The organism is Streptomyces sp. Pv4-95, assembly GCF_045782725.1.
GTDB lineage: Bacteria > Actinomycetota > Actinomycetes > Streptomycetales > Streptomycetaceae > Streptomyces.
Window position 1 is genome coordinate 388,724 of record NZ_CP127172.1, and the last position, 13,273, is coordinate 401,996.

Genomic DNA, 13,273 nt, shown 5'->3' on the forward strand with positions numbered 1-13,273 from the left:
CGGAAAGTGGTGACAGGAAACCTGGAATGTGCCGCGACGGGCACATCAGAACGGCGTACTCAGCAGCCGTGCGCGATCCGGCCCGGAACCCAGACCGTGTGCTGGGCGAGGCGACCGAGATCAGAGTAGGTGTACATCTGCTGGTCGCCTCCTTTCGGTATTCATGGATCGGCTTCCACCGTAAAGTATGGGCTGAGGCCACCGAGGTCAAGGGGTTGACCTCGGTCCGAGCCCCCATCGGCCGGGTGTCGCCGCCGGGTGGCCGAGCGCACCGGGTCCACGCCGGGCCGGCTGCCGCCGCTACGAACGCAAGCCGAGCGCTACCTCAGCCTCATCCGCGCCCTCATCGGCACAGCCGCAGTGACGAGGGCCGTGGCCCGCAGTGCTTCGCACGTGCTGACAACACGGAATGAGGCTCATGTGGTGCTAGGCCGTCAGTGATCACGGAAATAGGCTGGGGACGACTGGTCCGCGCCCTCTGAAGGCAGGCAGAAGGCGCCGCGGCGAATGCCCCGTCCGTCAACGCGGAAGCCCATCGCAAAAACCTCGGTCGGCAGCTGTGCGCCGGACGCCGACTGTCGTCGAGTCGCATCCTCTGCAGGAGATCCTCATGGACTACTTCGACCTCGGGCCCTTCACCCGGCCCGTATCGACCCGTTCACCGGAAGCGCAGCTCTGGTTCGACCGGGGCCTCGTATGGAGCTACGCGTTCAATCACGAGGAGGCGGTCACCTGCTTCGAAGCGGCGGCGGCAGCTGATCCGGACTGCGCCATGGCGTACTGGGGTGTCGCGTACGCCATGGGCCCCAACTACAACAAGCCCTGGGAGTTCTTCGACGACGCCGATCTGCAGCGCACAGTGGAACGGACGCACGCCGCCGTCGAACGGGCCCATGCGCTGAGCGGCGGGGCCACGCCGACCGAGCGCGCCCTCATCGAGGCGTTGCGCGAGCGCTATCCGGCCTCACAAGCCGCGGAGGACTGCTCCGTCTGGAACGCGCCCTATGCCGATGCCATGCGCGCCGTTCACGAGCTCGCACCCGACGATCGGGACATCGCCACCCTCTACGCGGACGCGTTGATGAACCTCACTCCGTGGCAGCTCTGGGACCTCCGCACGGGCGAGCCCGCCGTCGGCGCGCGGACCATGGAGGCGAAGGACGTCCTCGACCGCGCGCTGGCGGCCGAGACGGGCACCGATCACCCGGGCGTACTGCACATGTACATCCACTTGATGGAGATGTCGCCGACGCCGGAGAAGGCCCTTTCCCTCGCCGACCGGCTGCGAGGACTGGTCCCGGACGCAGGCCATCTGCACCACATGCCCTCGCACCTGGATGTGCTGTGCGGCGACTACCGACGTGTCGTGTCGGGCAACAGCGACGCGATCAGGGCCGACGAGAAGTACCTGCGGCGGGCCGGCGCGATGAACTTCTACACGCTGTACCGCTCGCACAACTACCACTTCAAGATCTACGGCGCGATGTTCCTGGGCCAGGCCGGGACGGCGCTGGCGACGGCCGCGCAGCTCGAAGCGTCCATCCCTGAGGAACTGCTGCGCGTGGAGAGCCCGCCCATGGCCGACTGGTTGGAGGGCTTCCTCGCCATGCGGGTGCACGTGCTGATCCGTTTCGGCCGGTGGGCAGACATCCTCGCGCAGCCGATGCCCTCCGATCCGGAGCTGTACTGCGTCACCTCGGCGATGCTGCACTACGCGCGCGCAGTGGCGTACTCCGCCACGGGCGTGATCGCCGAGGCAGAGGCCGAGCGAGACCTGTTCCGGCGCTCGGCCGGACGGGTTCCCGAGACGCGGATGCTGTTCAACAACACGTGCCGGGACATCCTGGCGATCGCCTCCGCCATGCTCGACGGCGAACTGGCATACCGAAAGGGCGAGTACGACGCGGCGTTCGCTTCCCTGGAGCGCTCCATCGAGCTCGACGACAACCTGCCCTACGACGAACCGTGGGGGTGGATGCAGCCGACCCGCCACGCCTACGGGGCGCTCCTGCTGGAACAGAACCGGGTCGAAGAAGCGGAGGCGGTCTACCGGGCCGACCTAGGACTCGACGACACCCTGCCCAGGCCATTGCAGCATCCGGGAAACGTCTGGGCCCTTCACGGCTTCCACGAATGCCTCGTGCGGCTCGGCAGGACGGGAGAAGCCGACATCATCGCCCAGCAGCTCACCATCGCCACCGCACTCGCGGACGTCCCCGTCGAGGCGTCATGCTTCTGCCGCCTCGACACCGCGAGCGCGAACGGCTGCTGCTCCGACTGAACCCGCAGCCCTGGAAGCCAGTCTCCTGGCCTCCTCCCCCCCCCGCCCCACTCGCGGCGGCAGCCACGAGGCCACACGAAGCGCTGCGGGAGATCCGAGCGCGGCCCGTCAGCGGCCCGGGCCGGCGTTGAGCCGGGCGGCCTGGCGCGTCAGGTAATCACGCTCGGCGAGGTTGGGTGCCTTCTGAGCCGCCTCGGCGTACAGCCGTGCCGCCGTCGCAAGGTCGCCGTCCCGCTCGTGGAGGTACGCCGCCACCGCGGTATGGCGGGGGATGGAGTCTCCCCTGCCCGAAGAGTTCGGGGAGGAGGCGTCCAGCTCCGCTAGCGCCGCCAGCCCGGCACGCGGACCGTCGGCCTCGCCGACGGCCACTGCGCGGTTGAGCCGTACCACCGGGCTGTCGGTCAGACGCGCCAGCTCGTCGTACCACTCGACGATCTGCACCCAGTCGGTCTCCTCGGCGGTGGGCGCGTCTGCGTGGAGGGCCGCGATGGCGGCTTGCGCCTGGAACTCGCCCAGCCGGTCGCGGGCAAGGGCCGTCTGCAGGATCACGACGCCCTCGGCGATCGACTCGGTGTCCCACCGACCACGATCCTGCTCGGCCAGCGGCACCAAACTGCCGTCGGGGGCGGTCCGGGACGCGCGCCGGGCGTGGTGGAGCAGCATGAGAGCGAGCAGCCCCGCCACTTCGGGGTGGTCGATCGCGGCCGCGAGCTGCCGGGTGAGCCGGATGGCCTCGGCGGCGAGGTCGACATCGCCGGAGTAGCCCTCGTTGAAGACCAGGTAGAGGACGCGCAGCACCGTGGCGACGTCGCCGGGCCGGTCGAATCGCACACCGGAGACGGTGCGCTTGGCGCGGCTGATGCGCTGCGCCATGGTCGCCTCGGGCACCAGGTAGGCCCGGGCGATCTGCCGGGTGGTCAGCCCGCCGACGGCGCGCAGCGTGAGCGCGACGGCGGACGAGGGCGTGAGAGAGGGGTGGGCGCACAGGAAGTAGAGCTGGAGCGTGTCATCCACCGCGGTCGCCGGGCCTGGCGCCGGCTCCTCGTCGATGCGGTCCTCACGCCGACGCCGGGCGGCGTCCGCCCGGGTCGCGTCGAGGAACCGGCGCCAGGCGACGGTGACCAGCCAGCCCTTCGCATCCCGCGGAGGGTCGTCCGGCCAGACGCGGACCGCCTCGATCAGCGCGTCCTGCACGGCGTCCTCGGCCGCCGCGAAATCGGCTCCGCGGCGGACGAGGACGGCGAGCACACTCGGCGTGAGGCTCCTGATCAGGGCCTCGTTCATCTCGGTCACCTGAGAGGTCACTCCGTGACGGTGGGCGGCGCGGTCAGGAAGGGGCGCAGCTCAAGCCACTCGTGGATCGGCTTCCCGCCCTTTCCGGGGGCGGCCGACAGTTCCCCGGCCAGTTCCACGGCCCGCTCGTAGCTGTCGACGTCGATCACCATCCAGCCGGCGATGAGGTCCTTGGTCTCGGCGAACGGGCCGTCGGTGACCGGCGGGCGCCCCTCACCGTCGTACCGCACCCACGACCCTTCGGGCGCGAGCGCCTGACCGTCGACGAACTCGCCGGTCTTCTCCAGCCGGTCCGCGAAGTCCTGCATGTACTGCACGTGGGCCGAGATCTCCTCCGGCGTCCACTTGTCCATCGGCACGTCGTTGAACGAAGCCGGAGCGCCGCGGTAGTGCTTGAGCAGCAAGTACTTGGCCATGGTGATTCTCCTCGATGCTGGTGCGACCTATTTTTGTCACGTTCACCCCGGGGACGGAGCCCATCACGCGTTCTCGACATCACCGACCAAGATTTTTTTCAGCTTCCGTAGCTGCCCCTGGCCGGCGACGCAGCGAAGCGCCCCCGCCTGCTCTCATTGGCGGCCTGGCGACACAGGCGCCCCTTCAGTGGGACGGACTCATCACCTTTCGTAACTCACATGAGCGGTCTATCGGTTCACGGTGAGGTCCGCGGCAAGCCTCTCTCTTGGCAAGTTCCCCAGGCATGGGCCGTTCCTCCGTGTACGGGCCACCTCTGCGCCGTCGGCCCCCGGCCTGGTCCCGGCACGAAGGAGACGTGCATGACGACCGCCGTTGCAGACCAGAACGACAGCCAGGCGAGCTCGGACCCGGAAGGGACGGGCATCGAGACTCTCGGCCATGCGAACCGCTTCGCGACGTGGGACTCCGAGTTCCGCTACGACGGCCGGATCCGCGTCCCGATGGGCGTGCGGATCAAGGCGGTGAAGTACTCCTACCAAGGCACTGACAAGCCCGACATGATCGCCGCCACCAAGGTCGAGCGTGGGCGCGGCGGCATCGACACCACCTTCCTCGCCGACACCGACGTCATCACCCTCACCCTCCGCGGCGATCTCAACGTCGACGCCGACCCCCGCCCCGCCTGCAGCCACACCTACACGATCCGGGTGGAGGTCACACTCGACGACGGCACGGTCCGCAACGCCTACCCGAAGATCGAGGTGCTCGTGCCGAACTGGCGGCGGGAAGGTGATGGCCGGATGGTCGGGCGTCCCTTCGTCCGCCTGCCCTACGACACCGGCTGGGGCGGAAAACCCAACAGCCAGGCCGGCTTCGGCTGCGTCTCGGACAACGGCCTCATCGAGGACAGGTTCATCGTCGACCTCGTCAACCCGCGCAGGGCGAATCGGGCGTCGAGAGCAACCACAGCGACTGTGTCTACTACCAGCTGGTGCACGAGGACGGCACCGCCTCCTCCCACACTCCCACCCCGAAAAAGCTGGAGAACTTGGTGGGCCACAAGGGCAGCGGGACGGAGCACAAGGTGCTGCTCGGCCGCATCAATCTGCGGGAGACGGGCGACAGCCCCGGGTACTACCGCTTCCTGGTCTGGCCGCAGTCGGTGGACGCCGACGACGAGGTGAGCAAGCTCAGCTGGGACCCGGCCAACCCCGAGGACGCGTTCCAGCTCGGCAGTGACTACTACCGCTACACCGCACCCCGCGGCACCGTTTTCACGGTCTCGCCGGGAGGGCCCCTGATGTCACGCTCGCGCCCGCCGGCAGCATCGGCTACCCGGGTGTGCGACTGGACGCGGCCTCCGACGGCACGGTCCCGCGGCAGAACGTCCGCGTCAGCCTCCCTCGGGGAGCAGGGCTCCGGTTCGTCGCCGAGGGCAATCCCGGTTACCAGCTGACCGTCCAGAGCGCTGACGGGACCATGAACATCTACCCGGGGATGCCGTCCGCGGACGGCCAGACCCTCACGTTCGCCGATGTCGACCTGGCCCTGGCAGGCGGGGACGCGACGTCCAGGGCGTGGGTGGCGGTCACGGCCACCGACAGCGCCCCCGCGGGAGACACCGGCCTCAGCTTCCAAGTGGGCGACCGGACGGCGTCTTCCACCCCCGTCCACGTCGTGCGCCAAGCGGGCGGGTGACGTTCTCGGCCCTCTCGGCACCGGGTCCTGCGCCGAACATCGACCCGCAGGGCCCGCAAACCGGGCCGCACGCCACGTCGGCCAGGAGCACTGCAGATTCCTGGCCGACGCTCCCGGCGGTAAGCGCCCACTCCCGCGACGCGCGCCCGCCCCGCCGGCATGCTGCAAACTCCGGCGGGACGGGCACCAAGCAGGGTCTTCAGCCCGGCAACTCGCGGTTCTCAGGCGCGCTTTGCCGGTTGCTGGTCACTCAGACGCGGTCGGCTGCGATCAGCACGTACTGGAAAGAGCCGTCCTTGTACGAGTTGATGAACGCCTCCTCGATCCCGGTGACCAGAGACGAGGTGGCACGCAGCTCCCAGTAAGGCAGCGTCGCAGGGGTCAGGTCGATGACGGTCTGCGGTACGAGACGGTTGTCGGCCATGGCACGCAGGTACTCGCGGCGGGAGTGAATGTTGCACTCGAAGTGTGCGTTGATCTGGGAGACCCACTTCGAGGGCTGGCCGTAACGCGGGTTCCAGCAACCGGTGATGGTCACGTAGCGCCCGCCGACCTCGAGGACTCGGGAGTGCTCGGCGAAGAGGTCGTGCAGATCGACGTACATGCTCGACTCGTTGTTCCACGAGGCCGCGGCCTGTCCCGTGGCGAACGGCGTGTCGAGCATGTTGCACACGCGGGCGCGGACGTGATCATCGATGCCGAGCTCGTGGGCGCGACGGTTGGCGAAGTCGGCCTGCTTGGCCGACAGGGTGACGCCTTCGACGTTGCATCCGAATCGCTGGTGGGCCATGACCATCGAACCGCCCCGGCCACAGCCGGCGTCCATGAGTGTGTCGTCACGCCCGATGGCGCCGAGGTGGTCCAGGAGGACCTCGGCCTGCGCCGACTCCAGGCGGTGAAGCTCGGCGATCAGCCTCTTCTCGTACTCGCTGTCGGCGGCGTCCCCCAAGGCGGAGTGATCGACGTCGCCGATGCCGTAGTGGTGGTGGTAGAGGCCGTCCACGTCGCCGAGGCGCAGGTTGACGGGCCTGGCCTCCTGGTCCCAGTAGCGGGCGATGTCCCCCTGGTAGGGGGAGGTCTGGGAGGGGACGAAGGCAGAGGTGTTGCGGGTGGTGGTGTCAGTGCTGGTCACAGTAAATTTCCGTCCTTACCAGAAGTCGGGCAGGCTGTATCGGTAGGTGTTGGTCTGGTGCCAGTAGTGGTTGCCGTCGACCCATACGGCCACCCCCCGCAGGAAGCGCAGCACGCTCGGGGCGGGGCAGGCGGCGGCCAAGGCGGCGGCTTCGGCTTCGAAGTCGTGCATGAGGTCGTTGTGGACCTCGACCGCCTTGAGATAGGCATCCCGGTCGGAGATGCCCTCACTTTCGGCGATCACCACGGGCAGGTTCAGGTGCTTGCCGGGGCTCTTGAGTTCCTTGGTGTAGGAGTACAGGTCGTTGACGATGGTGGTGGCATTGCCCGCCAGCGCGATGACCCGCTGCATGGCGGGCTGCGCGTGCAGGTCCGCCGGCAGTTCGTAGCCGCCGACGGTGTCGGTGATGGTGGGGCAGGGGCGGAAGTTGTTGAACTGGCGCATCGCCAGGTACTCCCACACCTCGGGCACGTCGTCCGTCTGGGCCCAGGCGGCCTCGGCGAGGTAGCCCAGGTGCAGACGGGCCATGTCGTGCCGATACCGGTCTGCCTGGGAGGGCGTGGCTTGCCGGCAGAAGTAGTCCATGGCGGAGTGGTAGGCACGCCGAGGGGCGTCCGACTGGAGCGAGGCGATCCAGTCCGGCTCGTACTCCTTCGTGGTGTGCAGCGGGTCGAGAGCGGTGTGCGCCAGCAGGAGGCGGCTGCCGAGGCCGATGGGTGAGCCGCCGTGGTCCTCGCAGTAGCAGTCGTCGACCGCGTTCTCGGCGACCATCAGCCGTGTGGCGATCATCAGGTGGTCGATGGTGGGTGCGTCCGGGTGGCAGGCGACCATGTAGCGGCCGACGGAGAAGCCGTCGAACTGGTCTTCCCACTCCGGCGGATACGCGTGGACCTCGTCCACCGCCCATGCCTTGATTCTGCGGCTGACCTCCTCCACCCGCGCCGCGTCCGGCTTCGGGATCGGGTGGTAGTAGAGACCGGGGATCGGTGTGCCCTCGGCCGGCGTCGCGAGTTCCGGAGAGACGGGAAGCTCGTCGGGCCGGGCCAGGTGCAGGCCCGTCGTGCCCAGACCGCTGGGGCCACGCAGGATCCGCTCCAGCACAGGGTTCGACTGCCTCACCGCGGCAGCGCTCTCCCCCACATGCTCAGCGACCAGGTCCCCACCTGGTCCTTCGTCGGGCACGGCTGCGTCTGTGGGAACGGTCTCCACGGCAGGCGCGGGAGCGGGAACGGCGGAGGGCGGGCCCGGAAAGGAAGGCAGGGCGGGCCGGGCGGCGACGTCAGCTTCGACTCCTTCGGCGCGGGGGGTATGGGCCCCGCGGGCCGCAGTGGAAGGCAGACTCGACTGCAGAGGGGAAGACCCAGGATCGGGCATCCGTAACTCCTTGGTGAGGTGGGTGGGCTGTCTCAGGTCCATCGCGGGCTCACCCGGGATCCGGGAAGGTCCGGGCCCGTCGTGGCCGTCGGACGGGTTCTCCGGTCGTGCCTGCGGACGATTCGCACGTTCTCCAGCACGCCGAACGCATCGGGGACGAAGAGGGAAAAGGGCGGCGAATCGGCAACTGCCGACCGGACTGAACTGATCGCCTGCTGTCCGATGCCCATGAAGCGCTCCCCCAGGGCTGATTCGTGCTCCTCCGACGGGCCGCTCGCCGGTTCGCATGCGAGGACCGAGCTGGTGCGCTCCTTGCGCTGATGGGGTCCTGTTCACAGGGCAGGACCGGAATCCCGCGCCCTGCCGGGCGCCTGGCCGCCCGCCGTGGTCGATGTGGCTCCCGTCCGGCCCGCGGGCGTTGAACTCAGGCCCGGTGGCCGCAGCCGCCGCCCTGGGAAGGACGAGGAAGAGTTCTGCGCCGTGTCGGCGGCGGAACAGCTCGTCTGGCCGGTCTGCAACCGGCGGGGCGGCAGGGGGCCAAATCCGCTGTATGGCGCCGGCGTTGCGACGAAAGGCGCCATCCCGGTTGCTGCTCAGCTCGTGCAACCTTGGTCGCGGTAGCGAGGTTGCAGCCGACAGCGGTGCTCGAACCGGGCTGCCGAGGCGGCTCCAGCTGCGCCTGCGGGCTGGTCTCAGCGGTCATCGAGCGAGCTCTCCTTCGCGAGGGTGCTTGGTCGGCGTACACGGCGCCAACCGATGAAAGAGGGAGCAGAAACAGGGCGAATCTCCGGGAATCCATTCAGATAACGGGAACAGTAACGGTCGAAACGACCTGATCGCCCCATCCTCCATTGGAGTTACTTCGATGCAGTGATCTTGCTCTGCGCGGTGTTTATCCGAACAACCGATGGCATTCGGACACGCTGCTCACGAGTACGTTTGCCGCGCGGCTCGATCACCCATCCCGGCCCCACCTCCGGTACCACCAATACGAGTTGACGTCTCAGCAAACTCATCAAACACAGGCACCATGCGGCCCACCCGTACCTGCCGCAGGGCCCCCCACGCCGCTCGGCGGGGATCCACGCCGCTCGGCAGGCATCGCGTCACACACGCGACGAAGACGCACAGCCATCAGCTGAGGGCGTGGCTCGTCGCTCAACGACTGCCTTCCCGCAGCCTCAATTGAGCCCGCAGCCCGCCAGCCGGCCGGAACTCAGGTGCGGACTGTCGATGCTGTGGTGTGTGATCCGGGGTATGGCGATTGCGTTGAGTGAGCCGGGAGTCGACGGGCTGAGCGAAGCATGGGGCGTGCTGCGGGAGTGGCAGTACGAGGAGGCGCCGATGCAACTGCATCCGGGGGACCTGGGCTGGTTCTGGCGGTGGGGCGCGGGAGCAACCGCCGCGGCGGTCAGGACGTGGCGGCGGGACGGACGAATTCTCGCCGTCGGACTGCTGGACGGTCCCGGTCTGTTGCGGCTGACCATCGCGCCGGACGCTCAGCGGGAAGAGGAGCTGGCGCAGCGGTTGGTCGAGGACGTGACCGAGCCGGATCGCGGCGTGCTGCCCGTGGGGAAGGCGAACATCGAGGCCCCGTCGGGTGCCCTGGTCCGGGAGCTGCTCTCCGAGGACGGCTGGAAATCCGACGAGCCGTGGACGCCGCTGCGCCGCGATCTCACGGAACCGGTGAAGGACCCAGGCGTGCGGATCAAGGTGGTCGGGCCGGAACGGGCACACGCCTTTACCGCCGTACAACGGGCAGCCTTCGACGGTTCGAGATTCACGGACGAGCGCTGGCACGCGATGGCGGCCGGATCGCCCTTCGCCGACGCCCGTTGTCTGGTCGCTTACGACGACCAGGGCAACGCGGTGGCAGCGGTGACGGTGTGGTCGGCCGGCCCGGATAAGCCCGGGTTGCTCGAACCGATGGGCGTGCACCGGGAACACCGCCGTCACGGCTACGGCGAGGCGATCACCCTCGCCGCTGCGACCGCACTCCAGGAGCTGGGCTCGTCGAGCGCGATCGTCTGCACCCCGAGCTCCAACGTCGGCGCCGTCGCCACCTACAAGTCAGCCGGCTTCCAGCAACTCCCCGAGGTCCGGGACCTGTACCGGGGCGCCTAGGGCCTGCCGGAAAGGCCAGTGACGAACCGGCCTGCCCAGCAGGCTGTGCCCGGTGATCGGTACCCAAGTGTGGGTGGTGGACCACGCGGCGTTCCCTATGGCCGACGACGCTCTCGTCGTCGGCCATAGGGAACGCGGGGGGCGGCACCGAGGCACTGGCGCAGTGGCAGCAGTGCCTCCTCCAGCACCCGGTGGAGCACGGCGGCGGACGCTCCCGGTGAGCGTCTTCTGTGGCGCTCTGAGGATCAGCTCTTCCTGGTCGGCGGCTTGATCAGGTAGAGCCGGCGGGCCAGATCCAGCGCGGTCAGCAGCACATGGGCCCCGTTCCACTCGTAGTCACGGCGCTGCTGCCACACCTCGCCATTGCCGGTCGGGTCGGCGGCGCGTGCGCGAAGGATGACCCCGGATCGCTGGTTCCAGCTCAAGATCTCGTCCTCGTGGGTCCCCACGGTCCAGGCCGTCCTGCCCCGGATCGCCTGGGCGATCTGCGCAGGAATCGCCTGGAACCGCGCCCCTTCGGCCAGTGCCACGGCCAGCGTCTGGACTCCGGCCTCCAGCGTGTGGGTGCTCGTGTTCGGGTCGTGATGGTAGATGGCGAGCACCGCCTCCCGCAGGCGGCTCCGGCTGACGGTGGTGGCGGGGAGATTCCGGTAGTTGACGCCCCAGCCGAAGTGCTCCCTGCGGACGCGCGGAAACAGGTTGCCCGGGACCATGTCCCGCGTGCGGCCGTCCACCTGCTCGGTGAACGTGTAGAGGACGCGGCTGGTCGCTTCCCTGTTCTCCACGTAGAACCCGAGCAGATAGTTGTCGGACCGGCGGAAGACTCCGCGGACCATGCGGCCCAGGATGAACTCGTCCTCGGTGAACCGTCCGAGGTTGATCGTCTGCATGACCTCGGGGTCGGGGTTCTGGATCAGGTGGCCGGCGCCGGGCCGTCGGACGCTCTGCTCTCCCAGCATCGCGCTGCGGACGTTCGCGACCGTACGGGTGTAGAGGTCGGCGAAATCCTCGTCGTCCGTCACCGCCCTCGGCTGCGCCTGGGGCTGGGCTCGGGCGCTCTGGTCGTGTCCGGGACGGGCCGGTGCGCCGTAGGTGACCGCCTCTCCCGCGCCCAGCGTGCCCGCCAGCACCGAAACCACTACCGCCGCGCTGACCAACCGCCGCTTTACCGGCCTGCGTTCGGACCGTTCAACCCCTCGCGTCATCTCTGCTGCGTCTCCCACGTCAGGCCCAGAACTTGAACTCGGCCCGCAGCTGGCCCTTGGTGACTCGGCCCCCGTCGCTGTAGTAAAGGGCCTTGTACTCCGCGCCCTTCGTCAGGTTCGCATCGATCAGCGTCGAGCCGTACGCGCCGCAGTTGGCGTTGCCGCAGGCCCAGTCCCACGTGACGCGCTTGCCGTTGCTGTCCTGGATCTCGATCCAGTCCCAGCCGTTGTACGGGTCTCGTCCCGAGGGCGCCACCCAGGTGACACTGACCCCCTTGACGTGGGACTGGTACCAGTAGCCCCTGAACTGTGCCGGCGATACCTCACTGATCAGGTAGTCGGTGTTGATCTCGCCCGGCTTCGGGTCCTCGGGGCCGGCGCTCCGGGCCGTCGGCGGCTGCCAGTGCTCACGCGTCGAGTCGGCCGCCGGAGCGCCCTGCGCAGCGGCCTTCGTCGGCTCCCCCGCACCCGGCGACGCCGCGGAAGCCGTCCCCAGCGCCACCACGGACACACTCGCGAGCAACCCGGCCATGACCGCGGTCCGCCGCCTGGGCACCTTCGCCCAGGCGTATAAGGAAGAGACCTTTCCCTTGCCTCGCGTGCGTAACAACATGCGTGCTTCACCTCGCCGTTGATCGAAGATCGATGCACGGAGAACGCTAGGGAGCCGCCATCAACGTTCCATTGACGGCTGCTCAACGCGAGGCTTCACGGTTGGCAGGCATACGGCCGAGGAGCCTTGGGCGTGGCCCCTCGGGCTCCGCGACGACTGTGGCTGTCCGGCGGGGCACGGCCGAAGCCAGAGGCCGACCGGACGTATGACACGGATGTGTTCGAGGACCGGGGTCAGCTCTGAGGCATCGCTCCGCCGGCCTGGTGTGATGACGAACGCGGGCACCGCCGGCCGCCTTCACCGGCCGGCTCCGTCAGGCTCGGCTGCTCGACGTGGTGGGGTACATGGACGGCCTCAGGCGTGCAGGGTGGGTCGGTAGATGAGCTCTTGGATGTGGCCGTCGAGTGTCCGGCGCTCGATCAGTTCGAGGTCGAAGTCGGCCGCACCCCGGAAGATCGGGTCCAGCCCGGTCTGGCCGGTGATCACCGGGAAGAGCGTCACCTGGACGCGGTCGACCAGACCGGCGGCCATCAGCGCCCGGTTCATCGACAGGCTGCCGTGCGAGCGCAACGGCACCTCGGACTCCTCCTTGAGCCGAGCGACGGCATCGACGGCATCGCCGCTCACGACGTTCCCATCCGGCCAGTCGAGGGGCCCTTCCAACGTGGTCGACACCACCGTTGTCGGCAGGCTCCTCATCCGCGTGACCCAGGGATCACGCACCTCGGACTCCTCGGTGCTCTCCGCCAGCATCCGCGCGAACAGCCGATACGTATTGGCCCCGAAGACCATCCGCTGCTCCTCGTCGTACAGGGCGAGGCGGTGGTCGAGAAGCTCGGGACCTTGCTTGCCCCAGTAGCCGGTCCAGTTGTCGCCGGCGGCGCCGAAGCCGTCGAGGCTGGAAAAGACATCGAACGTGTATGTGGCGGTCATGATGCTCTCCTCGAATGCGATTGATCGCTTGTTGGGGATACAGACGGGCAACCACGGCGAAACTCATCGGTCTTGGATTCCTGGAATCCGGCCGCGCCGGATGCGACCCCCGGCGCAAGACGACGGCCAAGGAGGTGGGAAGTCATCGTGATCGGCGTGGCGGGCGTTCCAGCACGGCAAGCCCAAGAACGCGGGCGGCAGGC

General features: G+C 68.6%; 11 protein-coding genes. 4 read left to right on the forward strand and 7 right to left on the reverse strand.

What is annotated here, in order from left to right:
* Positions 1-610 precede the first annotated feature (610 nt).
* On the forward strand, positions 611-2,281 hold the full coding sequence (locus QOM21_RS01845) for a hypothetical protein (protein ID WP_407547724.1): 1,671 nt from the start codon (positions 611-613) through the stop codon (positions 2,279-2,281).
* 108 nt (positions 2,282-2,389) lie between these two features.
* Here QOM21_RS01845 and QOM21_RS01850 read toward each other — a convergent pair whose 3' ends face one another.
* A complete protein-coding gene (locus tag QOM21_RS01850) occupies positions 2,390-3,565 on the reverse strand; it encodes an RNA polymerase sigma factor (RefSeq protein WP_407555556.1) in 1,176 nt (391 codons plus the stop codon).
* 17 nt (positions 3,566-3,582) lie between these two features.
* The gene (locus QOM21_RS01855; protein WP_407547725.1) at positions 3,583-3,990 is read right to left on the reverse strand and encodes a YciI family protein; all 408 of its coding nucleotides are present in this window, start codon (positions 3,988-3,990) and stop codon (positions 3,583-3,585) included.
* Positions 3,991-4,350: 360 nt separating this feature from the next.
* On the opposite strand from QOM21_RS01855, the gene QOM21_RS01860 reads away from it, so the two are divergent.
* Positions 4,351-5,175, forward strand: coding sequence for a hypothetical protein (locus tag QOM21_RS01860; protein ID WP_407547726.1), 825 nt, complete (start codon positions 4,351-4,353; stop codon positions 5,173-5,175).
* A gap of 157 nt (positions 5,176-5,332) precedes the next feature.
* Positions 5,333-5,689 carry a hypothetical protein gene (locus QOM21_RS01865; protein ID WP_407547727.1) on the forward strand — a complete coding sequence of 119 codons (357 nt, stop codon included), beginning with the start codon at positions 5,333-5,335 and terminating at the stop codon, positions 5,687-5,689.
* Positions 5,690-5,939: 250 nt separating this feature from the next.
* Here the strand turns inward: QOM21_RS01865 and QOM21_RS01870 are convergent, their stop codons facing one another.
* Together QOM21_RS01870 and QOM21_RS01875 are read right to left on the reverse strand one after the other, a co-directional pair.
* Entirely contained in the window at positions 5,940-6,821 is an 882-nt protein-coding gene (locus QOM21_RS01870) for a geranyl diphosphate 2-C-methyltransferase (protein ID WP_407547728.1), read from the reverse strand.
* 15 nt (positions 6,822-6,836) lie between these two features.
* Complete coding sequence (locus QOM21_RS01875) at positions 6,837-8,195, reverse strand: family 2 encapsulin nanocompartment cargo protein terpene cyclase (RefSeq protein WP_407547729.1); 1,359 nt, start codon at positions 8,193-8,195, stop codon at positions 6,837-6,839.
* A gap of 1,257 nt (positions 8,196-9,452) precedes the next feature.
* Between QOM21_RS01875 and QOM21_RS01880 the strand changes: the two genes are divergently transcribed.
* Positions 9,453-10,319: a GNAT family N-acetyltransferase gene (locus QOM21_RS01880; RefSeq protein WP_407547730.1), complete on the forward strand. Its 867-nt coding sequence runs from the start codon at positions 9,453-9,455 to the stop codon at positions 10,317-10,319.
* Positions 10,320-10,564: 245 nt separating this feature from the next.
* Here QOM21_RS01880 and QOM21_RS01885 read toward each other — a convergent pair whose 3' ends face one another.
* The 3 genes from QOM21_RS01885 to QOM21_RS01895 form a co-directional block, all read right to left on the reverse strand.
* Positions 10,565-11,524 carry a ribosome-inactivating family protein gene (locus QOM21_RS01885; protein WP_407547731.1) on the reverse strand — a complete coding sequence of 320 codons (960 nt, stop codon included), beginning with the start codon at positions 11,522-11,524 and terminating at the stop codon, positions 10,565-10,567.
* Between the two features lie 19 nt (positions 11,525-11,543).
* Positions 11,544-12,056, reverse strand: a complete 513-nt coding sequence (locus QOM21_RS01890) for a hypothetical protein (protein WP_407547732.1) — start codon at positions 12,054-12,056, stop codon at positions 11,544-11,546.
* Between the two features lie 435 nt (positions 12,057-12,491).
* Positions 12,492-13,070 carry a dihydrofolate reductase family protein gene (locus QOM21_RS01895; protein WP_407547733.1) on the reverse strand — a complete coding sequence of 193 codons (579 nt, stop codon included), beginning with the start codon at positions 13,068-13,070 and terminating at the stop codon, positions 12,492-12,494.
* Positions 13,071-13,273: the final 203 nt, after the last annotated feature.

Coding starts and splice junctions, on each gene's coding strand:
- QOM21_RS01845 (WP_407547724.1), top strand. CDS start 611: ATGGACTACTTCGACCTCGGGCCCTTCACCCGGCCCGTATCGACCCGT.
- QOM21_RS01880 (WP_407547730.1), top strand. CDS start 9,453: ATGGCGATTGCGTTGAGTGAGCCGGGAGTCGACGGGCTGAGCGAAGCA.
- QOM21_RS01895 (WP_407547733.1), bottom strand. CDS start 13,070: ATGACCGCCACATACACGTTCGATGTCTTTTCCAGCCTCGACGGCTTC.
- QOM21_RS01890 (WP_407547732.1), bottom strand. CDS start 12,056: ATGGCCGGGTTGCTCGCGAGTGTGTCCGTGGTGGCGCTGGGGACGGCT.
- QOM21_RS01855 (WP_407547725.1), bottom strand. CDS start 3,990: ATGGCCAAGTACTTGCTGCTCAAGCACTACCGCGGCGCTCCGGCTTCG.
- QOM21_RS01885 (WP_407547731.1), bottom strand. CDS start 11,524: ATGACGCGAGGGGTTGAACGGTCCGAACGCAGGCCGGTAAAGCGGCGG.
- QOM21_RS01850 (WP_407555556.1), bottom strand. CDS start 3,565: ATGAACGAGGCCCTGATCAGGAGCCTCACGCCGAGTGTGCTCGCCGTC.
- QOM21_RS01875 (WP_407547729.1), bottom strand. CDS start 8,195: ATGCCCGATCCTGGGTCTTCCCCTCTGCAGTCGAGTCTGCCTTCCACT.
- QOM21_RS01860 (WP_407547726.1), top strand. CDS start 4,351: ATGACGACCGCCGTTGCAGACCAGAACGACAGCCAGGCGAGCTCGGAC.